The organism is Bradyrhizobium embrapense (assembly GCF_001189235.2).
Lineage (GTDB): Bacteria > Pseudomonadota > Alphaproteobacteria > Rhizobiales > Xanthobacteraceae > Bradyrhizobium > Bradyrhizobium embrapense.
In genome coordinates this window covers 733,228-757,159 of the sequence record NZ_LFIP02000001.1, presented here as the reverse complement: position 1 = coordinate 757,159, position 23,932 = coordinate 733,228, and the positions used below count along the sequence as shown (strand labels likewise).

Here is a 23,932-nt window from a genome sequence, read left to right as displayed (position 1 = left end):
TGCAGCGTCGCGGCGGCAAATCTGCTATTGTATGATTAGAAACATTCCATGAGAGCGGCATGCGTTATTCGAAAGAGCACAAGCAGGAGACCCACGCGCGGATCGTGAAGCGGGCCGCGACGCGTTTGCGCGAGAAGGGCGCCCATGGCATCGGTGTCGCCGACCTGATGAAGGACGCCGGCCTGACCCATGGCGGCTTCTACGCGCATTTCGATTCGCGCGAGGCGCTGGTGATCGAGGCCTTCAATTACGCCATGGACCGCGCCAACGAGCGCTGGCGCAAGGTCACCGCGGAGGTGCCGCCGGAGAAGCGGCTGGCGACCATCGTCGACGGCTATCTCTCGGCTGTTCATCGCGACGAGCCCGGCCAGGGCTGCGCGGTCCCGGCGCTCGGGGCCGAGATCGCCCGCGAGAGCCCGAAGACCCGCAAGGCCTTTGCGCTCAAGCTCGACCAGATGATCGAGATGATCACCGACCAGATCCAGGACGTGCCGCGCAAGACCGCGCGCAAGCAGGCGATGGGCGTGCTGGCGACCATGCTGGGCACCATCGTGATGTCGCGGATCGCGGGCAACGGCGAAATGTCCGACGAGATCCTCGGCGCAGGCCGCGAGGCGGTGCTCGGTCGGGCGGCGGTGGCGAAGAAGCCGCGTGCCAAAGCGAATTAGGGGAGTTCCTGCGACGAGGCACCAAATCTCTCCGGTTTGGCTTTCGTCGGCAACAGAGGCGTGAGGCGCCCTTTTGAAGGCCTCAGGCGGTGATCAATAACGACCACCATCGCGCTTTTGTTGTGTGAGCCATTCCGACAGCGTCCTCGTTTTTGATCGTGGATCGCTCGACGCCCCTCGTCTGAGGCTCGTTCCGGAGCGCGTCGACCGTAGCTTGGCTGATTCAGTTTCCACGATCGGGTCTGCGGAAGCCGATGATCTCTCGGCAGCTTCTCTCTCGAGGCGCAGCTTTTTCAATCGCGCCATTTTGTCCCGCTCGGCCTCTGCCTCGGCTCCGTCGGATAACAGCGTCTTGTGGTGAGCGGTCTCTGCTGAACCGCGGACTCCGAGGATGGCCGTCTCGCCAAGCGCCTTGCAGGCCTCGAGCCGATGCAACCCCTCGAGCAAAACGAGGCGGCCCTCATCAGGTCGAACGAGGATGGGGACTTGTTGCCCAACTTCCAGAATACTCGCCGCGATTTCTTGGACGAGCTCAGGCTTTAGCGTTTTCCGTTTCTTAACGGGCACGTAGATCTGATCGATTGGAAGACTTTCCGGGGTGGGCACAGTGTTACTCCCTACTCAGGATCCGTCCAAAATACGGTTTAAGGATGAAGCGCCACACCGCCAAGGCATTTCTCAAAGAGGCATTTCTCAAACCGACCTGGAGGGCCGGCGCTGGTCAGGTCGCTCCGGCAAACAACGTGCGCTCGGCTTCCACCGTCTCGTAGATGTAATCCGCCACGGCGCGGATGCGGGCGAGGTCCTTGCTGTCGGCGTGCATCAACAGCCAGAAGGTGCGGGAGATCCGCACATCGTCGCGCAAGACCGGCTGCAGTTCGGGGTGGGCGGTCGCCATGAAGTGCGGCAGCACGGCGATGCCGAACCCGGCAATCGTGGCGTTGAGCTGTGCGATCAGGTTGGCGCTGCGGAATTTGGCGGAGATCTTCGGTGAGACCTGCGGCAGATAGTCCAGCTCGGGGGTGAACAGCAGCTCCTCGATATAGCCGACGAAGCGGTGTTTCGGCAGGTCGGTACGCGCGGCAATCTTTGGCGCCTGCGCGAGATAACCGGGTGCGGCATAAAGCCCGAGCGTGTAGTCGAGCAGCTTGCGGCCGACGATGCGGCCCTCCTTGGGCATGGTCAGGCTGATCGCGATGTCGGCCTCGCGCTTGGAGAGCGAGAACAGCCGCGCGGTGGCGACGAGCTGCAAATCGAGATCGGGATACCGCTCGGTGAACTTGACCAGCCGCGAGGCCAGAAAGTGGCTGCCGAAGCCGTCCGGCGCGCCGATCCGCACCGTGCCGGTGAGATGCGCGCGCGAGCCGCCGACCGCCTCCTGGTTGGCGACGATGGTCGATTCCATCGCCTCCGCGCTGTCGGCGACGCGTTGGCCGGCCTCGGTCAGCAGATAGCCGGTCTTGCGGCGATCAAACAGTTTTGCGGAGAGGTGGCCTTCCAGCCGGTCGACACGCCGGATCACTGTGGCATGATCGACGCCGAGCTGCTTGGCGGCAGCCGAAACTGACCCGCCGCGCACGATGGCAAGCACGAAACGGAAGTCGTCCCAGTCGATCGTGTCGCCGCCTTGATCCTGCATTTCCGCACATCTATGGTGCAATTTATCGGACTTGAATCCTATAAAATGCAGGGTCATTAGGGTTTGTAAAGCGATCTCGCCGCGAGGCGCGGCGATTCACGTCTCCAAGGGAGGATATTCATGCGCTCGATCGGACATTTCATCGGTGGCAAGGAGGTCAAGGGCACCTCGGGCCGTACGGCTGACGTCTTCGAGCCGATGACCGGCGACGTCCAGGCCAAGGTGGCGCTGGCCTCCAAGGCCGAAGTTCGCGCCGCGGTGGAGAACGCCCGCGCCGCTCAGCCGGAGTGGGCCGCGACCAACCCGCAGCGTCGCGCCCGCGTCATGATGAAATTCGTCGAGCTGGTGCAGCGCGACTACGACAAGCTCGCCGAGCTTTTGGCGCGCGAACACGGCAAGACCGTCCCCGACGCCAAGGGCGACATCCAGCGTGGCCTCGAAGTCGCCGAGTTCGCCTGCGGCATCCCGCATCTGATGAAGGGCGAGTACACCGAAGGCGCCGGCCCCGGCATCGACATCTATTCGATGCGCCAGCCGCTCGGCGTCGTCGCCGGCATCACGCCGTTCAACTTCCCGGCGATGATCCCGATGTGGAAGTTCGCGCCCGCGATCGCCTGCGGCAACGCCTTCATCCTCAAGCCGTCGGAGCGCGATCCCGGCGTGCCGATGAAGCTCGCCGAACTGATGATGGAAGCGGGCCTTCCGGCCGGCATCCTCAACGTGGTCAACGGCGACAAGGAAGCGGTCGACGCCATCCTCGACGATCCCGACATCAAGGCGATCGGCTTCGTCGGCTCGACCCCGATCGCCCAGTACATCTATGAGCGCGCCGCGCAGACCGGCAAGCGCTGCCAGTGCTTCGGTGGCGCCAAGAACCACGCCATCATCATGCCGGACGCCGACATGGACCAGGCGGTCGATGCGCTGATCGGCGCCGGCTACGGCTCGGCCGGCGAGCGCTGCATGGCGGTGTCGGTTGCGGTGCCGGTCGGCAAGACCACCGCCGACCGGCTGATGGAAAAGCTGATCCCGCGCGTCGAGTCGCTCAAGATCGGCACCTCGGTCGATCCGTCGGCCGATTACGGTCCGCTGGTGACCCGCGAGGCGGTCGAGAAGGTCAAGAGCTACATCGACATCGGCGTCAAGGAAGGCGCGACGCTCGCGGTCGACGGCCGCGGCTTCAAGATGCAGGGCTACGAGAACGGCTTCTATCTCGGCGGTTCGCTGTTCGACAACGTCACCAAGGACATGCGGATCTACAAGGAAGAGATCTTCGGCCCGGTGCTCTCGGTGGTGCGCGCCAAGGACTATCACGAGGCGCTCGCGCTGCCGTCCGACCACGACTACGGCAACGGCGTTGCGATCTTCACCCGTGACGGCGACGCGGCGCGCGACTTCGCGGCCAAGGTCAATGTCGGCATGGTCGGCGTCAACGTGCCGATCCCGGTGCCGATCGCCTATTACACTTTCGGCGGCTGGAAGAAGTCCGGCTTCGGCGATCTCAACCAGCACGGTCCGGACTCGGTGCGCTTCTACACCAAGACCAAGACGGTGACCTCGCGTTGGCCATCCGGTGTCAAGGACGGCGCGGAGTTCTCGATCCCGACGATGAAGTAACGCGAGACTGGAGTGAGCTTCAGCCACATCGGGAAATCACCTCTCCCTTTGGGAGAGGTCGGCGCGAAGCGCCGGGTGAGGGGTCACGGTCTCTCGTTGGAGCGGTACCCCTGCACCCGATTTGCTGCGCAAATCGGCCTCTCCCAGGTGGGGAGAGGTGACCTCAGCCTGCGGGGGCATTGAGATGCAGTTCGCTCTCAACGAGGACCAGATCGCGGTTCGCGACATGGCGCGGGCGTTTGCGGCGGAAAAGATCGCGCCGCACGCGCTCGAATGGGACGAGAAGAAGCACTTTCCGGTCGACGTGATGCGCGAGGCGGCAGGCCTCGGCATCGGCGGCATCTACATCAAGGACGATGTCGGCGGCTCGGCGATGACGCGCTTCGACGCCGCACTGATCTTCGAGGCGCTGGCGACGGGCTGTCCGACCACGTCCGCCTTCATCTCGATCCACAACATGGCGTCCTGGATGATCGATGCCTATGGCAACGATACGCAGCGCCACCAATGGCTGCCGAGGCTCTGCACCATGGAGCTGATCGCGAGCTACTGCCTGACCGAGCCGGGCGCCGGCTCCGATGCCGCTGCGCTCCGCACCCGCGCGGTGCGCGACGGCAATCACTACGTGCTCAACGGCCAGAAGCAGTTCATCTCCGGCGCCGGCAGCACCGACCTCCTGGTGGCGATGGTGCGCACCGGCGGGGATGGCCCCGGCGGCGTCTCGACGATCGTGATCGACGGCAAGACGCCGGGCGTCTCGTTCGGCGCCAATGAGCGCAAGATGGGCTGGAACGCGCAGCCGACCCGCGCCGTGGTGTTCGAGAACGCACGCGTGCCGGTCGCGAACCGGCTCGGCGAGGAGGGCATCGGCTTCAAGATCGCGATGGCCGGCCTCGACGGCGGCCGCCTCAACATCGCGGCGTGCTCGCTTGGCGGCGCGCAGGCGGCGCTCGACAAGGCGCTAGCCTACATGAAGGACCGCAAGGCCTTCGGAAAGCGGCTTGACGAATTCCAGGCGCTGCAGTTCAAGATCGCCGACATGGCGACCGAGCTCGAAGCCGCACGCACCTTCCTATGGCGCGCAGCCGCCGCGCTCGACCGCAAGGATCCGGACGCCTCGATGCTGTGCGCGATGGCAAAACGCTTCGGCACCGATGTCGGCTTCGAGGTTGCCAACCAGGCGCTGCAACTGCACGGCGGCTACGGCTATCTCAGCGAATACGGCGTCGAGAAGATCGTGCGCGATCTGCGCGTGCACCAGATCCTCGAAGGCACCAATGAAATCATGCGGCTGATCGTGTCGCGCAAACTGATCGAGGGCGCGCGATGAATGATGCGGCAGCTGCCGGTGGCGACCTGATCGCGCGCAAGGAAGGTTCTGCCGGCATCATCCGGCTCAACCGGCCGAAGGCGATCAATGCCGTGACGCTGGAGATGTTCCACGACATCGACAAGGCGCTCGACGCGTTCGAGGCCGATCCCGATGTCGCGGTCGTCGTGCTGGAAGGTGCCGGCGAGCGCGGCCTGTGCGCCGGCGGCGATATCCGCGCGCTCTGGGAAAGCTCGAAGGTCAAGGGCGATCTCGGCAAGGTCCTGTGGCGCGACGAGTACATCCTCAACGCGCGGATCAAGCATTTCCCAAAACCCTATGTCGCCTTCATGGACGGCATCGTGATGGGCGGCGGCGTCGGCCTGTCGGCGCACGGCCGCCACCGCGTGGTGACCGAACGAACCAAGCTTGCGATGCCCGAAGTCGGGCTCGGCTTTTTCCCCGATGTCGGCGGCACCTATCTGCTGTCGCGTTCACCGGGCGAGATCGGCACCTATTTTGGCCTCACCGGGACCACGATGAGTGGCCCGGATGCGATCTATGCCAAGTTCGCCGATGCGGTGGTGCCGAGCGCCAAGCTTCCGGCGCTGCGCGAGGCGTTGACCAAGGTTGCGCCCGGTACCAACTCGGCCCAGATCGACCGGCTGATCGCAGGCTTCGCCACCGGCGAAAAGGCGGGTCCCGTTGCCGCGCTGCAGGTCAGGATCGACGGCTGGTTCGCGCGCGGACGGATGGAAGACATCGTTGACGCGCTAGAGTCTGACGGATCGGAGCTGGCACAGGCCGCGCTGAAGACGCTCGGCGAGAAGTCACCGCGCGGCATGGTGGTGACGCTGAAGCTGCTGCGGCTGGCGCGGGTGACCGAGACGCTGGAGGAGTGCCTGGTGCGCGAATATCGCGCTGCGCTCGAAGTGTTCGCCAGCGACGATTTCCGCGAGGGCGTGCGCGCCGCCGTGATCGACAAGGACCGCAATCCGAAATGGTCGCCGCCCGATATCGAGGACGTGACGGCGGAGATGCTGGCGCCTTACTTCGCCGAGATCGGCGCCGACGAACTGAAATTTCCCGACAGCAAATAGAAACGTCGCAAGCGGAGGACTTCTCATGGCAAACGTCGCATTCATCGGGCTCGGCAATATGGGCGGGCCGATGGCGGCCAATCTGGTCAAGGCCGGCCACAAGGTGACCGCGTTCGATCTGGTCGCGGCGTCCCGCGATCAGGCCAAGAACGACGGTGCCGCGATCGCCGAGAGCGGCGTCGGCGCGGTGAAGGGCGCCGATGTCGTCATCACGATGCTGCCGGCCGGCAAGCATGTGCTCGGCGTCTGGAACGAAGTGCTGCCGGCGATGTCCAAGGGCGCGCTGATCATCGACTGCTCGACCATCGACGTTGAAAGCGCCAAGCAGGCGCATGCACTGGCCGCCAAGCACGGCATGGCCTCGGTCGATGCGCCGGTCTCCGGCGGCACGGGCGGCGCCAAGGGTGCGACGCTGACCTTCATGTGCGGCGGCGAGGCGAAGGCGTTCGCGGCAGCGCAGCCGATGCTGGCCAACATGGGCAAGAAGATCGTGCATTGCGGGGCCGGCGGTGCAGGGCAGGCGGCCAAGATCTGCAACAACATGATCCTCGGCATTTCCATGATCGCGGTCGGCGAGGCTTTCGTGCTCGCCGAAAAGCTCGGGCTGTCGCACCAGGCGCTGTTCGACGTCGCCTCGACCTCGTCGGGGCAGTGCTGGTCGCTGACCACCTATTGCCCGGTTCCAGGTCCAGTGCCGACCTCGCCGGCCAACAACGATTACAAGCCCGGTTTCGCCTCGAACCTGATGGTCAAGGACCTGTCGTTGGCGCAGGACGCCGCCACTGCCGCCGGTGCGGTGACGCCCCTCGGCAAGCATGCGCAGGAGCTCTATAAGACCTTCGACGCGTCGGGCCACGGCGGGGTCGACTTTTCCGGAATTATCCAGCACGTTCGGAGCCTCGCTAAGAAATAGCGGGCCTTCCACTGGTAGCCCGGATGGAGCGAAGCGAAATCCGGGACCGCTTCATCAGTTGGCGCGACCGGCCGCGGATTTCGCTTCGCTCCATCCGGGCTACGATTGAATGCAACGCTGGTCGCCTAGCGTGAATTCGACGGGTTCGGACGATGACCACATTTCAGGACGCACGCGCCTTTCTGCTAGAACACCGCACCGACTACGACACGGCGGTGAAGGGGTTCCGCTGGCCGGATCCGGTGCCGTTCAACTGGGCGCTCGACTGGTTCGACGCCGAGCTCGCGCACAATCCTGACAGTCGCAACCGGCCGGCGCTGTGGATCGTCGATGCCGCCAGCGGCAACGAGACGAAGCTTTCCTTTGCCGAACTGTCGCGCCGCTCCAACCAGGTCGCGAACTTCCTGCGCGCGCAGGGGCTGAAGCGCGGCGATCATCTGTTGCTGCTGCTCGGCAATGTGGTGCCGTTGTGGGAGACCATGCTGGCGGCGATGAAACTCGGCGTCGTCGTGATCCCCGCGACCACGCTATTGACCGCGGATGAATTGCGCGACCGGCTTGATCGCGGCAAGGCGAAGGCGGTGGTCGCGACGCAGGATCAGGTCGCGAAGTTCGCAGGCCTCGGCGGCGACAAGCTGGTGCGTATCGTAGTTGGCGCGACGCAGACGCATGAGGGCTGGCTGCCGTTCGAGGATACCGCCAAGGCGTCGGACGCATTCGCACCTGACGGCCCGACCAACGCCGACGATCCGATGCTGCTCTATTTCACCTCGGGCACTACGGCAAAGCCGAAACTGGTGCGGCACAGCCAGCGCAGCTACCCGGTCGGCCATCTCTCCACCATGTACTGGATCGGCCTGCAGCCCGGCGACATCCATCTCAACATCTCCTCGCCCGGTTGGGCCAAGCATGCCTGGAGCTGCTTCTTCGCGCCGTGGAATGCCGGCGCAACGATCTTCATCGCCAACCAGCCACGCTTCGAGGCAAAAGGACTGCTCTCGATCATCGGCCGCTGCGGCGTGACCACGCTGTGCGCACCGCCGACGGTGTGGCGGATGTTCATCCAGGAGCAGCTGTCGGACTTCAAGGTGAGCCTGCGTGAAGTGTGCGGCGCCGGCGAACCGCTCAACCCCGAGATCATCGACCAGGTCAAATCCGCCTGGGGCCTGACCATCCGCGACGGCTATGGCCAGACCGAGACCACGGCGCTGGCCGGCAACTCGCCGGGGCAGAAAGTGAAGGTCGGCTCGATGGGCCGGCCGTTGCCGGGTTATCGCGTTCAGGTCACCGACGGTGACGGCCATGCCGCGAAGGAAGGCGAGGTGACGTTGCTGCTCGGCGCCGACCGGCCGGCCGGCCTGATGCAGGGCTACCAGGGCGACGACGGCAGGCTGATCGGCACCGACGGCGCGATCTATCGCAGCGGCGACGTCGTGTTCACCGATGACGAGGGTTATCTGACCTTTGTCGGCCGCACCGACGACGTGTTCAAGTCATCCGATTACCGCATCTCGCCGTTCGAACTGGAGAGCGTGCTGCTCGAGCATGATGCGGTGGCGGAAGCCGCCGTGGTGCCGAGTCCGGACCCGATCCGGCTGGCGGTCCCGAAGGCCTATGTGCTGCTGGTCTCCGGCGTCGAGCGTAGCCCGGAGACCGCGCTGTCGATCTTCAAACATTTGCACACGCGGCTCGCACCGTTTAAACGCATCCGCAAGATCGAGCTGGTTACCGAACTGCCCAAGACGATTTCTGGAAAAATCCGTCGCGTGCAGTTGCGCCGGCTCGAACATGACGATGTCAGAAGCGATGCGTTGCGCGGAGCCGAGTTCCGCGAGGAAGAATTTCCGGAGCTGCAGAAGGTGCGGACCTCCGGTTAGGAGGTTAGCCAATGAACGAAGTCTGGAAGAAGCCGCCGGTGTCGCTGGAAACCTACCAGGGCATGGTCGGCAAGGAGATCGGCGTGTCCTCGTGGCACCTGCTGGATCAGGGCCGCATCGACACCTATGCCGACGTGATCGAGGATCACCAGTTCATCCACGTCGATCCCGAGCGTGCCAGGAAGGAGACCGCCTTCGGCACCACGATCGCCCATGGCTTCCTGACGATGTCGCTGCTGTCGATCATGTCCTATGAGGTGATGCCGGTGCTCGAGGGCACGGCGATGGGCGTCAATTACGGCTTCGACAAGCTGCGCTTCATCTCGCCGGTGCGCTCGGGCAGGCGCGTGCGGGGCCGCTTCGTGCTGACGGAAGCCAGCTTGCGCAAGCCGAAGGAATTGCTGTCGCGCACCAATGTCACGGTCGAGATCGAGGGCGAGGACAAGCCCGCGCTGGTCGCCGACTGGCTCGGCCTGATCTATTTCAGCTAAGGGATGGTTGAGTAGCTCCACCTTTCGCGCAAGCGGGAGAGGTGGAGCGAGCCCGCTTGGTCCAAGGAGTCCATTGACGGCCTTGATCCCTGGTGTCCATCATGCCGCCTTCAGGCGGTGCGGTCCCGGGAGTGGCAGCCATGGTGCAGAACATCGTCGCCGGACTTGTTGTGGTCGGTTTGATTGTGATCGGCTCGATGAGCTACGCCCAGGAGCATCATGAGTGCTGGAGCGGGCACCTGCTCAAAAGCCTGAAACCCTGCGGCTCGATGACCCCTGACGTCTAGCGCGTCAAGTGGTCGGCCTGGCTCCCCTAGGCCGGGCTTGACCCGGCCATCCATCGCTGCTCAAAAGCTGCCAATCGCGAGCGTCTCCACCCTCCCTCTCCCCCTGTGGGAGGGTGGCTTCGCGGAACGCGAAGCCGGGTGAGGGGTCTGTCTCCACGCAAAGACTCTCACGTGCGCTCGCGGAGACAGACCCCTCATCCGGCGCGCTGTCGCGCGCCACCTTTTCCCACAAGGGGAGAAGGGAAGTCAGAGCAGGAACGACAGGCATGGCAATCAGGTTTGACGGACGCGTCGCAATCGTCACCGGCGCGGGCAATGGTCTTGGGCGGGCGCATGCGCTGGGGCTCGCCAGCCGCGGCGCCAAGGTCGTGGTCAACGATTTCGGCGGCGCGCGCGACGGCACCGGCGGCTCGCTGTCGCCGGCCGAGACCGTGGTCGAGGAGATCCGCAAGGCCGGCGGCACCGCGATGGCCGACGGCGCCGACGTCTCGAACTTCGAGCAGGTCACCGCAATGGTCGAGCGCGCCACCAAGGAGTGGGGCAGCGTCGATCTGCTCTGCGCCAATGCCGGCATCCTGCGCGACAAGTCGTTTACCAAGCTCGAGGTCGCCGACTGGGCCAAGGTGCTCGACGTGCATCTCACCGGCACCTTCTACTGCTGCAAGGCGGTGTGGGCCGGCATGCGCGAGCGCAACTACGGCCGCATCGTGCTGACCACCTCGTCGTCCGGCCTGTTCGGCAATTTCGGCCAGGCCAATTACGGCGCGGCGAAGGCCGGCATGGTCGGCCTGATGAACGTGCTCGCCGAGGAGGGCCGCAAGAACAACATCAAGGTCAACACCATCTCGCCGACGGCCGCGACCCGCATGACCGAGGAACTGCTGCCGCCGCAGGCGCTGGAGCTGATGAAGCCGGAAGCGATCACGCCGGCGGTCGAGTTCCTGCTCTCGGAGGATGCCCCGACCCGCACCATCATGGGCGCCGGCGCCGGCTCGTTCGCCGTCATCCGCGTGCTGGAGACCGAAGGCGTCAACCTGCCGCAGTCAGAATGGACGCCCGACGGCGTTGCCGCACACTTTAGCGCGATCAGCGACATGTCGACCGCAAAGGCGCTTCAGGGCGCGTTCGAGCAGACGCAGAAATACGTCGCCCAGGCCGCGGCGCGGGCCGGGATCAAGCTCTGAGCATGGTCGTCGCCGTCATCGGAGCCGGTCCCGCCGGCCTGATGGCGGCGGAAACCCTTGCGGCGGGTGGCGCACAGGTCACCGTCTACGACGCGATGCCGTCGGCCGGGCGCAAATTCCTGATGGCCGGCCGCGGCGGGCTCAATCTCACGCACAGCGAACCGCTGCCGGATTTCCTCGGGCGCTATCGCGAGGCGATGTCGCACCTCAAGGCCGCGGTCGAGGCGTTTCCGCCCGACGCCCTGCGGGCCTGGAGCGCCGCACTGGGGCAGCCGACCTTCATCGGCACCAGCGGCCGCGTGTTTCCAAAAGTATTCAAGGCATCGCCTCTGCTGCGTGCCTGGCTGCGGCGGCTCGATGCCGCGGGTGTGCGGTTTGCGTTCCGGCATCGCTGGATTGGATGGGACGACAGCGGCGGGCTGTTGTTTGCAACGCCGGATGGTCCCCGCGAGGTCAATGCCGACGCGTCGGTGCTTGCGCTCGGCGGCGCAAGCTGGCCGCGGCTCGGCTCCGATGGGACGTGGACGGTGACCCTTGCAGCGAAGGGCATCGCCGTCGCCCCGGTGCGACCGGCCAATTCCGGCTTCACGGTCGCGTGGTCGGATGTCTTCCGTGATCGCTTCGAAGGGCAGCCACTGAAGGGCATCGCATTGACCATCGGTCCGTACACGGTGCGCGGCGAGGCCGTCGTCACCCGCGCGGGCATCGAAGGCGGTGCCATCTACGCGTTGTCGGCGGAATTGCGCGAGGCGGTGCTCGGTATCGGGCAGGCAACGCTGACGATCGCGCTGCGGCCGGACCTCGACGCCGCCGCGCTGACCACCCGCCTGTCCGGCACGCGCGGCAAGCAGTCGCTCGCGAATTTCCTGCGCAAGGCAGCGCAGCTCTCTCCGGTCGGCATCGGCCTGATGCAGGAGGCAGCGATAGCGTCTGGCCGGCCACTGGCATCGTTCTCGCCGGCAGAGCTTGCGCAGCTGATCAATGCGATTCCGGTGCAGCTTACGGGCATCGCGCCGATCGATCGCGCGATCTCGACCGCGGGCGGGATCGCGTTCAGCGAGCTGGATACGCATTTCATGCTGCGCAAGTTGCCCGGTGTCTTCGCCGCCGGCGAGATGCTCGACTGGGAAGCGCCGACCGGCGGCTATCTGTTGCAGGCGTCGTTCGCGACCGGTGTCGCGGCCGGGAAGGGCGCGTTGAGGTGGCTCGCGCAACGCGCCTCCTAAGTTGGTCATTCCGAGCCCGTCTTCGTCGCGATGTCGGTAATGAACCCAAGCACGCCGAACGTGGCAGCCACCGCACAGACGGCCGTCCATCCACCATAACTCCACGCCGCGGACGCTGCCGCCGCACCGGCCGCGCCGCCGATGAAGAACAGCGCCACGAACAGACCATTGATCCGGCCGCGCGCTTCCGGCTGCAACAGATTGACGGCGCGGCGGCCGAGCGTCTGGTCGGTGGTGATGCCGAAATCGAGCAGCACGGCGCCGATGCCAAGCAACGAAAGGGCAGCGATCCGCGACTCGATCATGCCAGCCCAGGCGCACAGCGCGAGCGCGCCGGCGATCAGAAGGTGTGAGACGATCAGCAACGGCCGCGCGAAACCTCTGTCGCCCCAGCGGCCGGCGATCGGGGTCGCCGCCGCTCCCGCAACACCGATCAGCGCGAACAGTGCGATCCCCTGGGCGTCGAGCCCGAACGGCGCATCCGGCAGCCGCAGCGCGACAGCCGCCCAGAACGCGGTGAACGAGGCCATCACCAGCGCCGCGGTCCAGGACCGAACGCGGAGCACCGGCTCCTCGCGCAGCAATCTCGGGAATGATCGCAGCAGCGCTCCGTAGCCGACCATCGCCGCCGGCTGCAGCGTCGGCAGATGGCGCGCCAGCGCGCAACCGAGCAGGGTCATCAGGACGGCCGAAGTGAGGTAGTAGCCGCGCCAGTTCCAGCTGTCCGCGATCAGGCTCGCCAGCGGCCGCGATAGCAGGATGCCGATCATCAAGCCGCTCATGACATCGCCGATCGCCTGTCCGCGGCGCTCCGGCGGCACCATCGAGGCGACCAGCGGCACCACCATCTGGATCGCGGCGCAGGATGCGCCGAGAATGAAGGTGGCGGCGAGCAAGATCAGCGGCGTTGGCGCCATTGCGGTGCCGATCGCAGCGACGATCGCGCAGCCGAGGGTCCGCAGGATCAGCCGCTTGTTCTCGACGAGATCGACCAGCGGCACCAGCAGCAACAGCCCGAGCGCGTAGCCGAGCAGGGTCAGCGTCGAGATCAGGCCGGCCTGCAGCGCGGTCATGTCGAGCGATCGGCTCATCAGCCCGACCAGGATTTGCGGGGCAAACAGGTTGGTGACGACGGTGCCGGTGGTGATGGCGCCGATCCAGATCAGGGGGCGCACTGAGACAGGGCGCGCCGGGGAGAGTTTGGTGGCTTCGGAAATGGTCATGGGACCTCGCGAGGAAGTGGCGAGGCCCCTTTAGGGGATCGGGCTAATATGCTACAATTCAAATAAGATAATGAAGAATATGCGAGAATGTTATGAATACCCATGACCTCGTGGCGTTCGTCGCCGTGGTGGAAACCGGATCGATCGTCGCGGCCTCGGCGCGGCTGAACCTGACCCAGCCCGGCGTCACGCGGCGGATCCAGAATCTCGAGGAGATGCTCGGCGCGCAGCTGCTCGACCGGCTGTCGAAGCCGCTGAAGCCGACGGCCGCGGGCATCGAGGCCTATGAACAGGGCCGCCGTGTGTTGCGCATGCTCGAAGATCTCAAGTCGGGCGTCGCCAATGACGGCGTGGTGCGCGGCGAGTTCAGGCTCGGCCTGACGCCGTTTTTGTCGGAGGCGGGGCTCACTGGGCCGCTCGATGCGGTGCGCGGCGAATTCCCTGCGCTTGCGGTGCGCGTCGTCTCGGGCTGGTCGCCCAATCACATGGAGCGCGTCAGTCGCAACGAGCTCGACGCCGCGGCGATCTGCCTCCCGGACGGCACTGCGCCATCAGACGATCTCGCGGCCGACGATCTCGGCGCGCAGCCGGTCGTGTTCGTCGTCGCGCGCGACATGAAGACGCCGAAGTCAGTCGATCTCGAATGGCTGTCGCGGACCGGCTGGGTGATCAACCAGGACGGCTGCGGCTTCCGTCAGACGCTGAAACGCCATTTCGATGCGGCGCATCTGCCGTTCAACATCGCGGTCGAGGCGCTCGACAGCGAACTGCGCCTGTCGCTGGTGGCGCGCGGGCTCGGCATCGGCCTGGTCACGCCGGTGGCGCTGAAGCGAAGCCCGATCCGCAGCCGGCTCAAGACCGTGAAGATCGCGGATTTCAATCCGGCGGTACGCGCCTGGATCGTGCACCGTCCGCCCGCCGGCCGCCTGGCGCGGCCGATCGAGGTGTTTCGCTCAGCGCTGGATCGCGAGTTGCAGGCGCTGATCCGCGGCTAGCGCAATTTCCCGCGCGCCGTCACCGGCAACGCGCCGATGATCTCGTCGCCGCGCACCATCACGACCTCGTCCATCATGTTGACGACGACGCAGACGTGATTGGGCACGATCCGCACGACGTCGCCGACGTTGGGCCGGGTGTTGCTGCGGGAGAGGTCGAGGAAGCCATGCTCCTCGGCGAAGCGCCCGATCTTGGCCTCGGGATGTTCGAGGATCAGGCCGTGGCCTTCGAGGCCGCCGGTGTCCGAGGTCAGCGTCTTGGAGCCGGCATCGAGGATGCCGCGCTCGGGGCCGGCGCGGCTGACCACGGTGGAATAGATATGCAGCGCGCAGTCATCCCAGGTCGCGACGCCGGCCGCGACCTGCATGCGGTCGTTGTAGATGTAGGTGCCGAAGCGGTGCTCGGTGCCGCCCTTCAATTTGCCGAGATTGACGAGGTTCGGCGTGCCGCCGGTCGAGACGATGGTCGCGTCGAGACCATGGGCACGCACGCCGGCCAGCGCTTCGTCGTAGAATTTCTGCGCATCGGCCCAGCCCGTCTCGGTCGGGTACAGCATGAAGCCGGCGAAGCTCAGGCCCTTCGAGCCTGCGATCTCGCGCGCCAGCGCGATTGCCTCGGCTGGCGTCTCGACGCCGGCGCGTTTGCGGCCGGTGTCGCATTCGACCACCACCGAAAGCGGGCGGCCGGAGGCGGCGGCCGCCTTCGGCAGGTCGCCGACCACGACCGAATTGTCGGCCGCGACGGTGACGTTGGCCTTGCCTTGCAGCGCGCCGAGCCGCGCCATCTTCTCGTCGCCGAGCAGGTTGTAGCTGATCAGGATGTCGTCGATGCCGCTGTCGGCCATGATCTCGGCCTCGCCGAGCTTCTGGCAGGTGATGCCCTTGGCGCCGGCCTTGATCTGCAGCTGCGCCAGCATCGGATTCTTGTGCGTCTTGATGTGCGGCCGGTTGGCGATGCCGGCCTCGTCACAGGCTTTCTGGATGCGCGCAATGTTGCGCTCGACCCGGTCCATGTCGATCACGGCGCAGGGCGTGCCGTATTCCTTGGCGATCTTGGCGGCGAGGGGTGTGGTCATCGGGGCGGCTCCATTCCAGATTTTCCGTCATTGCGAGCGGAGCGAAGCAATCCATCTGCCGGCATATGCGGGTGCATGGATTGCTTCGTCGCTCCGCTCCTCGCAATGACGGCACGAATCATCATGATCATGCCTGTTCGATCTCTTCACGCAGTACTTCGAGTTCGAGCCAGCGGTCCTCCGCTGCGGCGAGTTCGTCCTGGGCCTTGGCGATCGCGGCAGAGGCGGCGTCGAATTTCTTGCGATCCTTCGCATAGAGGTCGGGATCGTCGAGCAGCTTCTGCTGTTTTGCAATTTCGGCGTGCAGTCTGTCGATGGTCTTCGGCAGTGTCTCCAGCGCATGCTTCTCGTTGAAGCTCAGCCGGCGCCTCGGTACTGCTTCGGGAGCCGCAGCCCTGGCTTCCTTCTTCTCCTCGATCGCGCCGTCCGCCTTCACGGTCTCGCGCTTCACATCGGCGCCGCGTTGCGCCAGCATGTCGGAATAGCCGCCGGCATATTCGATCCAGCGGCCCTGGCCTTCCGGCACGATCACCGACGTCACCACGCGGTCGAGGAAGTCGCGGTCGTGGCTGATCAGGATCACGGTGCCCTCGTAATCGCCGAGCATGTCCTCGAGCACGTCGAGGGTCTCGAGATCGAGGTCGTTGGTCGGCTCGTCCAGGATTAAGAGGTTCGACGGCTTGGCCAGCGCACGTGCCAGCATCAGGCGGCCGCGCTCGCCGCCGGAGAGGGCTTCCAGCGGCGTGCCGCGCTGCTCCTGCGCGAACAGGAAATCCTTCATGTAGCCGATGACGTGCTTCGACTTGTCGCCGACCATGACATGGTCGCCGCGGCCGCCGGTCAAAGCTTCGGCGAGCGTGAGCTTCGGATCGAGGCTTTCGCGATGCTGATCCAGCGTCGCCATCTCGATATTGGCCCCGAGTCGCACCGAACCGGTGTCGGGCGGGTCGTTGCCGATCAGAAGATGCACCAGCGTGGTCTTGCCGGCGCCGTTCGGCCCGACGATACCGACGCGGTCGCCGCGCTGGATCCGGGTTGAGAAGCCGCCGACGATGGTGCGTTCGCCATAGGCCTTGGTGATGGTCTTCGCCTCGATCACCAGGCGGCCGGATTTCTCGGCCTCGGCGGCGGCGAGCGTGGCGTTGCCGGTGGCGCCGCGATAGTTGCGGCGCTGGTCGCGCAGCGCAAAGAGATTGCCGAGCCGCTTGACATTGCGCTTGCGGCGGCCGGAGACGCCGTGGCGCAGCCAGTGCTCCTCGTTGACGATCTTGCGGTCGAGCTTGTGCTGCTCGCGCTCTTCCTCTTCCAGCACCTCGTCGCGCCATGCCTCGAACGCGCCGAAGCCGCGCTCGATCTGCCGGATCTGGCCGCGGTCGAGCCAGGCGGTGGTGCGCGACAGATTGGTGAGGAAGCGGCGGTCGTGGCTGATCAGGACCAGCGCGCAGCGACTGCTCTCCAGTCCGCCTTCGAGCCATTCAATGGTCGGCAGGTCGAGATGGTTGGTCGGCTCGTCCAGCAGCAGAATATCCGGCGAGGGCGCCAGCACGCGTGCCAGCGCCGCGCGCCGCGCTTCGCCGCCGGAGACATGCGCGGGATCTTCCTCGCCGGTGAGGCCGAGCTGCTCGAGCAGGTAGCGCGCCTGGTAGTGATCGTCGCCGGGACCAAGGCCGGCCTCGACATAGGCCAGCGTCGTCTTGTGCTCGCCGAAGTCCGGCTCCTGCGGCAGATAGCGGATAGTGGCGCCGGGCTGCACGAAACGGCTGCCGGCATCGGGCTCGACCAGCCCGGCCGCGATCCGCAGCAAGGTCGACTTGCCGGAGCCGTTGCGGCCGATCAGGCAGACACGTTCGCCCGCTGAGACCGACAGTTCGACGCCCGACAGCAGCGGCGTGCCGCCGAAGGTCAGGCTGATGTCCTTGAGCTGGATGAGAGGAGGCGGAGCCATCGCGCTAAGCCCCGTTTGCCGGCGCCTGCTCGGCGCGACGACGCTGGATGCGGCGAATGGTCTGGTCGAGCGTCGACAGGAAATTCGAGCGGTCGCGTGGCGAATAGGATTTCGGGCCGCCGGTAATCTCACCGGACGAGCGCAGATCGGTCATCAGATTGCGCACCGCGAGTGTCATGCCGATCGACTGTTCGGTGAACGGCTTGCCGTTCGGCGCGATCACCTCGGCGCCGGCCTTGACGCAGCGGCTCGCCAGCGGAATGTCCGCGGTGATGACGACATCGCCTTCATGCGCGCGCTCCGCGATCCAGTCGTCGGCGGCATCCATGCCGGAACCTGCGGCGATGCGCTCGATCAGCGGATCCTGCGGCACGCGGATGAAATTGCCCGCGACCACGCTGACCGGCACGCCGAGCCGGATCGCGACGCGATAGATCTCGTCCTTCACCGGACAGGCGTCGGCGTCGACATAGATGCGGGTTTGGGCGGGGGTTTCAGTCATCGATTCATTGGCTGGCAGGCGCGGCCTGCGTGTACTCCATGGTGCGGAAAATTGCGAGCAAAACGAGAGGCTTGTCACGTCTTTTCGTTCGGCTACCATTGTCGCCAGAAAAGCAACGGAAATAAGGGAAAACCCCATGGTTTCGCTGACCTATCGCGTCTCGGCGTACAACACCTCGAAACTGTCGGAGAACAAGATCCACGACGACACGGTGGCGCGGAAGTTCGGCTTTTCCGGCGGTCTGGTGCCGGGCGTCGATGTGATGGCCTACATGATGCATCTGCCGGTCGAGAAATGGGGCCGCGATTTCCTGGAACGCGGCCTGATCGAGGCCCGCTTCGTCAAGCCGGTCTATGACGGCGAGTTCGCGGAACTGACCGGCCGGGAGACCGGCAATGGGCTCATGATCGAGCTCCATAGCCGCGGCGAACTCTGCGCCACCGGCACCGCGTCGCTGCCGGCCTCTGCGCCGAAATTCGTGCTCGACGATTACAAGCAGGTCGCCGCCGTCGCCGAACGCAAGCCGGTCAGTGCGTCATCCTATGAAGAGGGCAAGTGGCTCGGCGCGATCCCGCGCGCCTGGTCCGGCGATGCCGCCAAGGAATATCTCGCCGATATCCGCGAGACCGACCCGATCTACCTGCGCGAAGGTCTCGGCCATCCCGGCCTGCTGCCGCGGGTGATGAACAAGGTGCTGGTCGACAATGCGATCCTCGGGCCGTGGATTCATGTCGGCACCCGCATGCAGCTGTTGTCGGCCGGCAAGATCGGCGACGAGCTGACCGCACGCGCCAAGGTGATCGGCAATTACGACAAGAAGGGCCACCGCTTCGTCGAGCTCGACGCGCTGGCGCTCGGCAACGGCGTGCCGCTGGCGCATTGCTGGCACATCGCGATCACCCAGCCGCGCGAGCAGGCTGCGGCGTAGGGAAGGGAGCAAGAACCGTTCACGCCCACAGGTGTCATACGCCGCGCATGCAGGGTATCCAGTACGCCGCGGCCTCTCGGCTCTATCGCTGACGTCTCTGGAATACTGGATCGCCCGCCTTCGCAGGCGATGACAGTGGTGTGGGCAGCGGCAGTGGCGGCAATACGCCCTTACGCCGCCTTCGCCTTGGCGTCCTGGATCGCGCGCCAGACGCGTTCGGGCGTCAGCGGCATGTTGATGTGCTTGACGCCGTACTCCGACAGCGCGTCCACCACGGCGTTGACGATACAGACCAGGCTGCCGGCGCAGCCGGCCTCGCCGCAGCCCTTGGTGCCGAGCGGGTTGGACTTCGCCGGCGAGGGATGATCGCCGACCTGCATCGACGGCACATCGCCGGCACGCGGCAGCGCGTAGTCCATGAACGAGCCGGTGATCGGCTGGCCGGAGGCGTCGTAGCTGACTTCCTCCATCAGCGCCTGGCCGATGCCTTGCGCCACGCCGCCATGGAGCTGGCCGGCGACGATCATCGGATTGACCACGGTGCCGAAATCGTTGACCGCCGAGTAGCGCACGATCCGCGTCACGCCGGTGTCGGGATCGATCTCGACCTCGGCGACGTGGCAGCCGTTCGGGAAGGTCGACGCGGTCTCCTTGGTGGCGTGATCGACGTCGAGCGTCTCGGGTGTGCCTTCCGGCATCTTGCCCGCGCGCATCCGCTCGGCGAGCTCCATGATGCCGATCGAGCGGTCGGTGCCCGCGATGGTGAAGCGGCCATTGCCGAACTCGATGTCCGCCTCGGAGGCCTCCAGCATGTGCGCGGCGGCCTTCTTGCCCTTCTCGACGACGAGCGCGGAGGCCTCGACGATGGCCTGGCCGGTCGCGGTGATCGAGCGCGAGCCGCCGGTGCCGTTGCCGAACCGCACCAGATCGCTGTCGCCCTGTTCGAGCGTGATCTTCTCGAAGGGCACCCCTAACTGCTCGGACAGCACCTGCGCAAACGGGGTGGCGTGGCCCTGGCCGTAATCGAGCGTGCCGGTGGTGAGCTTCACCGAGCCGTCGGGCTCGAAGGTGATCTTGCCGAGCTCGCCAGACGGCGGCGCGGTGACCTCGAGATAGGAGCCGACGGCGATGCCGCGCAGCTTGCCGTTCTTCCTGCTCTCCTTCTTGCGCTTGACGAAATTCTCGTAGTCAGAAATCTCCAGCGCCTTCTGGAACACGCCGGCGAAATCGCCGCTGTCATAGGTGACGCCGGAGGCGGCCGGGAACGGCAGCTGCGACGGCTTGATAAAGTTACGCTTGCGCAACGTGAAGCGGTCGATGCCCATCTCGTCGGCGGCGGCGTCGATCAGCCGCTCCATGTAGTAATTGGCCTCGGGCCGGCCGGCGCCGCGATAGGCGCCCATCAGCGTGGTGTTGGTCAGGACCGTCTTGATGTCGACGCCGAGCAGCGGCGTGCGATAGACGCTGGCGAGGTTCTTGCCGGTGTTGAGCGACAGCGGGCCCGGCGCGACGCCGGTGATGTAGGCACCGAGATTGCCGTAGCCGGAGAGCCGCACCGCGAGGAACTTGCCGTCGGCATCGAGCGCCAGCTCGGCATGGATCAGCTGGGCGCGGCCCTGGCTGTCGGACAGGAAGCTGGTCGAGCGCTCGTCGAGCCACTTCACCGGGCGGCCGAGCTCGCGCGCCGCATGCGCGATGCAGGTGTATTCGGGATAGTTGAGGTTCTTCATCCCGAACGAGCCGCCGACATTGCCGGTGAGGATGCGGACCTTGTCGGCGGGCACGTTGAGCAGGCGCGCCAGGATCGCCTTGTTGCCGGAGACGCCCTGGGTCGGCACCTGCAGCGTGAAGCGTTCGGCTTTCTTGTCATAATGCGCGAGCGCGACGCGCGGCTCCATCGAGACCACCGCGACGCGGGTGTTGACGATGTCGAGTTTTGTGACGTGCGCGGCGGCGGCGAATGCCGCTTCGATCTTGGCGGTGTCGCCATAATGATAGTCGAGCGCGACATTGTTGGGGATGTTGTCATAGAGCTGCGGCGCGCCGGGCTTGGCCGCTTCGGCCGCGTCGGTCACCGCTGGCAGCGGTTCGATGTCGACCTCGACGGCTTCGGCGGCATCTCGGGCCTGTGCCGCGGTCTCGGCGACCACGAAGGCGATGGGATCGCCGACGAAGCGCACCTTGTCGGTCACGAGTGCGGGGCGGTTGGTCTGCTTGAGCGGCGAGCCGTCGCGGTTCTTCAGCGGCAGGCCGCAGGTGAAGGGGTTGTAACCCGCGGCTGCGAGGTCGGCGCCCGTCCAGGCGCCGAGCACGCCCGGCATCGCCTTCGCGGCGGCCGTATCGATCCCCTTGATGATTCCATGGGCGTGGGAGGAGCGAACCATCCAGCAGTAGGCCTGGCCGGGCAGGGAGAAATCGTCGGTGTATTTGCCCTTGCCGCGCACCAGGGTGTCGTCCTCCTTTCGTCGAACTGGCTGTCCGACGCCGTATTTTTGCAGTGCGATAGCGTTTTCGAGATAGGCGGGCGGCGTATGATCTTGCATCGAAAATGACCTGAAATGCCCGGATTTGCTGGAGTTTGGGGACGCTGAGGAGATAACGCACGCCCCCCTTAACGACAACGCCCGATTGGGCATGGACCCAATGTGAACGGAGTTGCGCAGGGCTTTGACGCTGCTAAAGTTTCCGTGAACGACAATTATTCGGCGGCCCTTTGGATCCCTCGGGGGTCTGCGGAAAGACAGTGTTTTGATGAATGACTATGTGCGGCTTTGTGACGGCCCTCCGGCCGGCGAAGCCCCGTCAGGGCTGATTGCGGCGGCCGCGGAAAGCGGCGTCTATGCCGCGCTCGACCTCGGCACCAACAATTGCCGGCTGTTGATCGCCTGTCCCACCGGCGACGGGTTCCGCGTGGTCGACTCATTCTCGCGGATCATCCGGCTCGGCGAGGGCATCGCCGCCACCGGCTCGATCAGCGAGGCCGCGATCGAGCGGGCGATCGCCGCGCTCGCCATTTGCAGCGACAAGATCCGCTATCGCAAGGCCCGCCGGCTGCGGCTGATCGCCACCGAAGCCTGCCGCGCCGCCGGCAATGCCGAGAGCTTTCGTGCGCGCGTCGCGGCCGAGACCGGTATCGAGCTCGAGGTGATCGACCGCGAGACCGAGGCGACGCTTGCCGTGATCGGCTGCTCCCCGCTGCTCGACCCGAAGGGGCGGGGCGCCATCCTGTTCGACATCGGCGGCGGCTCGACCGAGCTGGTTCGGATCGAGCGCGATCCCGAAGCGCCCGATGCGCCGCCGCGCATCAAGGCGTGGATGTCGATCCCGCTCGGCGTCGTGACGCTGGCCGAGCATTTCGGCGGCCGGAACGTCACCAGGGATCTGTATGCGCAGATGATCGATGAGGTCGCCCGCCACGTCGCGCCGTTCGCGGCCGAGCACGGCCGCGATCTGCGCGACATGCACATGCTCGGCACCTCGGGCACCGTGACCACGCTCGCCGGCGTGTTCCTCAATCTGTCGCGCTACGATCGCCGCCGCATCGACGGCATCTGGATGAACGATCGCGACGTCACTGCGACGATCCAGAAGCTGCTCGGCATGAGCTACGAGGCGCGCGTCAACAACAGCTGCATCAGCGTCGAGCGGGCCGACCTCGTGCTCGCCGGCTGCGCCATCCTCGACGCGATCCGCAACGCGTTCCCGCTGCCGCGGCTGCGCGTCGCCGACCGCGGCCTGCGCGAGGGCATGCTGGTCGAGATGATGCGCGAGGACGGCGCGCTGCGGGCGTGCTAGAACACGCCCAGTCACAGCAATCCAAGAAAGATCATGGCGAAAGACACCACCGGGCGGCTGCACGTCACGGTCAAGAGCGGCGGCAAGCGAAAACTGTCGTCAAAGCTCTGGCTCGAGCGTCAGCTCAACGATCCCTACGTCGCCAAGGCCAAGGCGATGGGCTATCGCTCTCGCGCGGCCTTCAAGCTGCTCGAGATCGACGACAAATATCGCCTGCTCAAGCCGGGCATGACCGTCGTCGATCTTGGCGCTGCGCCGGGCGGCTGGAGCCAGATCGCGGCCAAGCGCACCGGTGCCGCTGACGGCAAGGGCAAGGTGGTCGCGATCGATTTGCTGGAGATGGGCGAGATTCCCGGCGTCACCTTCGCGCAGCTCGACTTCCTCGACCATGACGCCCCGGAAAAGCTGATCGCGATGATGGGCGGCCGCGCCGATGTCGTGATGTCCGACATGGCTGCCAACACCACGGGCCATCGCAAGACCGATCAGCTGCGCATCATCGGCCTGGTCGAGACTGCCGCGCATTTTGCCGGCGAGGTGCTCAATCCCGGCGGCTCGTTCCTGGCAAAGGTGTTCCAGAGCGGCGCCGACGCCGAGCTGGTGGGCCAGCTGAAGCGCGATTTCGCCAGCGTGCGTCACGTCAAGCCGTCCGCCAGCCGGCAGGATTCCTCCGAGCGCTACCTGCTGGCGACGGGGTTTCGTGGACGGCAGCAGCCGTCATCGTAGAGATCGTCATTGAGGGAAGGAGACAGGACCCACCTCAGCCGCTGATCCCACGCGCGGCACGATATTTCAGCGCGAACGGTTGGAACCTTGGCGCCTGGCCGGAGTCGACTCCATTGCTCCCGGCCAATGCCCGCCCAAGCCCACCGGGAGAAAACCCCCACCGGGTTGGCGGCCTTGGTGCAGCGTCGGATTTCGCGCACTGGGGCCGTTTCTTGCAGGGCTGAAAAATCTGATATCGCAGGCGCATGTCTCTCACATGGCGACCATTGTTCAATGCAATTGCGGCGCTCAGTACAGACGCACTGAAGAGAAGGTCTTGGTGCCGCATACAGGTGACGCGATTTGCATGGTCTGCGGAGCTGCGCTGGAATCGTGGCTGGAAGCGACCCACGTTCCCGCATACGAATTTATTGAACGTCCGGATCGAGGAC

21 protein-coding genes are annotated in these 23,932 nt (G+C 65.6%); 14 read left to right on the top strand and 7 right to left on the bottom strand.

Annotated features, from left to right (window positions below):
* The first annotated feature begins 59 nt into the window (after positions 1–59).
* Positions 60–668 carry a TetR/AcrR family transcriptional regulator gene (locus AKN83_RS03920; protein WP_050402138.1) on the top strand — a complete coding sequence of 203 codons (609 nt, stop codon included), beginning with the start codon at positions 60–62 and terminating at the stop codon, positions 666–668.
* A 93-nt stretch (positions 669–761) separates the two neighbouring features.
* Here the strand turns inward: AKN83_RS03920 and AKN83_RS38120 are convergent, their stop codons facing one another.
* Positions 762–1,274 (bottom strand): ParB N-terminal domain-containing protein, encoded by a 513-nt coding sequence (locus tag AKN83_RS38120; RefSeq protein WP_083991912.1) that lies wholly within the window; start codon positions 1,272–1,274, stop codon positions 762–764.
* Positions 1,275–1,389: 115 nt separating this feature from the next.
* Complete coding sequence (locus tag AKN83_RS03915; RefSeq protein ID WP_050402137.1) at positions 1,390–2,307, bottom strand: LysR family transcriptional regulator; 918 nt, start codon at positions 2,305–2,307, stop codon at positions 1,390–1,392.
* A gap of 120 nt (positions 2,308–2,427) precedes the next feature.
* On the opposite strand from AKN83_RS03915, the gene AKN83_RS03910 reads away from it, so the two are divergent.
* From AKN83_RS03910 to AKN83_RS03870, 9 genes are all read left to right on the top strand, one after another.
* Entirely contained in the window at positions 2,428–3,924 is a 1,497-nt protein-coding gene (locus AKN83_RS03910) for a CoA-acylating methylmalonate-semialdehyde dehydrogenase (RefSeq protein WP_050402136.1), read from the top strand.
* Positions 3,925–4,108: 184 nt separating this feature from the next.
* Positions 4,109–5,254, top strand: coding sequence for an isobutyryl-CoA dehydrogenase (locus tag AKN83_RS03905; RefSeq protein ID WP_050402135.1), 1,146 nt, complete (start codon positions 4,109–4,111; stop codon positions 5,252–5,254).
* Positions 5,251–6,333 carry an enoyl-CoA hydratase/isomerase family protein gene (locus AKN83_RS03900; RefSeq protein WP_050402134.1) on the top strand — a complete coding sequence of 361 codons (1,083 nt, stop codon included), beginning with the start codon at positions 5,251–5,253 and terminating at the stop codon, positions 6,331–6,333. Before AKN83_RS03905 ends, AKN83_RS03900 begins: the two co-directional genes overlap by 4 nt.
* A gap of 25 nt (positions 6,334–6,358) precedes the next feature.
* A complete protein-coding gene (gene mmsB / locus AKN83_RS03895; protein ID WP_050402133.1) occupies positions 6,359–7,246 on the top strand; it encodes a 3-hydroxyisobutyrate dehydrogenase in 888 nt (295 codons plus the stop codon).
* A 152-nt stretch (positions 7,247–7,398) separates the two neighbouring features.
* Complete coding sequence (locus AKN83_RS03890) at positions 7,399–9,123, top strand: AMP-binding protein (protein WP_050402132.1); 1,725 nt, start codon at positions 7,399–7,401, stop codon at positions 9,121–9,123.
* Positions 9,124–9,134: 11 nt separating this feature from the next.
* Positions 9,135–9,614, top strand: a complete 480-nt coding sequence (locus AKN83_RS03885) for a MaoC family dehydratase (protein ID WP_050402131.1) — start codon at positions 9,135–9,137, stop codon at positions 9,612–9,614.
* Between the two features lie 140 nt (positions 9,615–9,754).
* On the top strand, positions 9,755–9,901 hold the full coding sequence (locus tag AKN83_RS03880) for a hypothetical protein (protein WP_244521876.1): 147 nt from the start codon (positions 9,755–9,757) through the stop codon (positions 9,899–9,901).
* A gap of 266 nt (positions 9,902–10,167) precedes the next feature.
* Entirely contained in the window at positions 10,168–11,085 is a 918-nt protein-coding gene (locus tag AKN83_RS03875) for an SDR family NAD(P)-dependent oxidoreductase (RefSeq protein ID WP_050402130.1), read from the top strand.
* A 2-nt stretch (positions 11,086–11,087) separates the two neighbouring features.
* Positions 11,088–12,311, top strand: a complete 1,224-nt coding sequence (locus tag AKN83_RS03870; protein WP_083991911.1) for a BaiN/RdsA family NAD(P)/FAD-dependent oxidoreductase — start codon at positions 11,088–11,090, stop codon at positions 12,309–12,311.
* A gap of 5 nt (positions 12,312–12,316) precedes the next feature.
* Here the strand turns inward: AKN83_RS03870 and AKN83_RS03865 are convergent, their stop codons facing one another.
* Positions 12,317–13,534, bottom strand: coding sequence for an MFS transporter (locus AKN83_RS03865; protein WP_050402129.1), 1,218 nt, complete (start codon positions 13,532–13,534; stop codon positions 12,317–12,319).
* Between the two features lie 92 nt (positions 13,535–13,626).
* Here AKN83_RS03865 and AKN83_RS03860 point away from each other — a divergent pair, with 92 nt between their 5' ends.
* Positions 13,627–14,529, top strand: a complete 903-nt coding sequence (locus tag AKN83_RS03860) for a LysR family transcriptional regulator (RefSeq protein ID WP_050402128.1) — start codon at positions 13,627–13,629, stop codon at positions 14,527–14,529.
* On the opposite strand, the gene AKN83_RS03855 is transcribed toward AKN83_RS03860, so the two are convergent.
* The 3 genes from AKN83_RS03855 to AKN83_RS03845 form a co-directional block, all read right to left on the bottom strand.
* Complete coding sequence (locus AKN83_RS03855; RefSeq protein ID WP_050402127.1) at positions 14,526–15,605, bottom strand: D-TA family PLP-dependent enzyme; 1,080 nt, start codon at positions 15,603–15,605, stop codon at positions 14,526–14,528. The two genes, AKN83_RS03860 and AKN83_RS03855, sit on opposite strands and share 4 nt — an antisense overlap.
* A gap of 127 nt (positions 15,606–15,732) precedes the next feature.
* On the bottom strand, positions 15,733–17,550 hold the full coding sequence (locus AKN83_RS03850; protein ID WP_050402126.1) for an ABC-F family ATP-binding cassette domain-containing protein: 1,818 nt from the start codon (positions 17,548–17,550) through the stop codon (positions 15,733–15,735).
* Positions 17,551–17,554: 4 nt separating this feature from the next.
* Positions 17,555–18,052: a YaiI/YqxD family protein gene (locus AKN83_RS03845; RefSeq protein ID WP_050402125.1), complete on the bottom strand. Its 498-nt coding sequence runs from the start codon at positions 18,050–18,052 to the stop codon at positions 17,555–17,557.
* 136 nt (positions 18,053–18,188) lie between these two features.
* Here AKN83_RS03845 and AKN83_RS03840 point away from each other — a divergent pair, with 136 nt between their 5' ends.
* A complete protein-coding gene (locus AKN83_RS03840; protein ID WP_050402124.1) occupies positions 18,189–18,980 on the top strand; it encodes a hotdog family protein in 792 nt (263 codons plus the stop codon).
* 170 nt (positions 18,981–19,150) lie between these two features.
* On the opposite strand, the gene AKN83_RS03835 is transcribed toward AKN83_RS03840, so the two are convergent.
* Positions 19,151–21,523 carry a xanthine dehydrogenase family protein molybdopterin-binding subunit gene (locus AKN83_RS03835; RefSeq protein WP_050402123.1) on the bottom strand — a complete coding sequence of 791 codons (2,373 nt, stop codon included), beginning with the start codon at positions 21,521–21,523 and terminating at the stop codon, positions 19,151–19,153.
* Between the two features lie 208 nt (positions 21,524–21,731).
* On the opposite strand from AKN83_RS03835, the gene AKN83_RS03830 reads away from it, so the two are divergent.
* Together AKN83_RS03830 and AKN83_RS03825 are read left to right on the top strand one after the other, a co-directional pair.
* Positions 21,732–22,775: a Ppx/GppA phosphatase family protein gene (locus tag AKN83_RS03830; protein WP_083991910.1), complete on the top strand. Its 1,044-nt coding sequence runs from the start codon at positions 21,732–21,734 to the stop codon at positions 22,773–22,775.
* A gap of 33 nt (positions 22,776–22,808) precedes the next feature.
* Positions 22,809–23,501: an RlmE family RNA methyltransferase gene (locus AKN83_RS03825; RefSeq protein ID WP_050402121.1), complete on the top strand. Its 693-nt coding sequence runs from the start codon at positions 22,809–22,811 to the stop codon at positions 23,499–23,501.
* Positions 23,502–23,932: the final 431 nt, after the last annotated feature.

Bases quoted from the DNA above. Each gene is read 5' to 3' on its own strand.
- AKN83_RS03920 (WP_050402138.1), top strand. From the start codon at position 60: ATGCGTTATTCGAAAGAGCACAAGCAGGAGACCCACGCGCGGATCGTG.
- AKN83_RS03915 (WP_050402137.1), bottom strand. From the start codon at position 2,307: ATGCAGGATCAAGGCGGCGACACGATCGACTGGGACGACTTCCGTTTC.
- AKN83_RS03910 (WP_050402136.1), top strand. From the start codon at position 2,428: ATGCGCTCGATCGGACATTTCATCGGTGGCAAGGAGGTCAAGGGCACC.
- AKN83_RS03905 (WP_050402135.1), top strand. From the start codon at position 4,109: ATGCAGTTCGCTCTCAACGAGGACCAGATCGCGGTTCGCGACATGGCG.
- AKN83_RS03900 (WP_050402134.1), top strand. From the start codon at position 5,251: ATGAATGATGCGGCAGCTGCCGGTGGCGACCTGATCGCGCGCAAGGAA.
- mmsB (WP_050402133.1), top strand. From the start codon at position 6,359: ATGGCAAACGTCGCATTCATCGGGCTCGGCAATATGGGCGGGCCGATG.
- AKN83_RS03890 (WP_050402132.1), top strand. From the start codon at position 7,399: ATGACCACATTTCAGGACGCACGCGCCTTTCTGCTAGAACACCGCACC.
- AKN83_RS03885 (WP_050402131.1), top strand. From the start codon at position 9,135: ATGAACGAAGTCTGGAAGAAGCCGCCGGTGTCGCTGGAAACCTACCAG.
- AKN83_RS03880 (WP_244521876.1), top strand. From the start codon at position 9,755: ATGGTGCAGAACATCGTCGCCGGACTTGTTGTGGTCGGTTTGATTGTG.
- AKN83_RS03875 (WP_050402130.1), top strand. From the start codon at position 10,168: ATGGCAATCAGGTTTGACGGACGCGTCGCAATCGTCACCGGCGCGGGC.
- AKN83_RS03870 (WP_083991911.1), top strand. From the start codon at position 11,088: ATGGTCGTCGCCGTCATCGGAGCCGGTCCCGCCGGCCTGATGGCGGCG.
- AKN83_RS03865 (WP_050402129.1), bottom strand. From the start codon at position 13,534: ATGACCATTTCCGAAGCCACCAAACTCTCCCCGGCGCGCCCTGTCTCA.
- AKN83_RS03860 (WP_050402128.1), top strand. From the start codon at position 13,627: ATGAATACCCATGACCTCGTGGCGTTCGTCGCCGTGGTGGAAACCGGA.
- AKN83_RS03855 (WP_050402127.1), bottom strand. From the start codon at position 15,605: ATGACCACACCCCTCGCCGCCAAGATCGCCAAGGAATACGGCACGCCC.
- AKN83_RS03850 (WP_050402126.1), bottom strand. From the start codon at position 17,550: ATGGCTCCGCCTCCTCTCATCCAGCTCAAGGACATCAGCCTGACCTTC.
- AKN83_RS03845 (WP_050402125.1), bottom strand. From the start codon at position 18,052: ATGACTGAAACCCCCGCCCAAACCCGCATCTATGTCGACGCCGACGCC.
- AKN83_RS03840 (WP_050402124.1), top strand. From the start codon at position 18,189: ATGGTTTCGCTGACCTATCGCGTCTCGGCGTACAACACCTCGAAACTG.
- AKN83_RS03835 (WP_050402123.1), bottom strand. From the start codon at position 21,523: ATGCAAGATCATACGCCGCCCGCCTATCTCGAAAACGCTATCGCACTG.
- AKN83_RS03830 (WP_083991910.1), top strand. From the start codon at position 21,732: ATGAATGACTATGTGCGGCTTTGTGACGGCCCTCCGGCCGGCGAAGCC.
- AKN83_RS03825 (WP_050402121.1), top strand. From the start codon at position 22,809: ATGGCGAAAGACACCACCGGGCGGCTGCACGTCACGGTCAAGAGCGGC.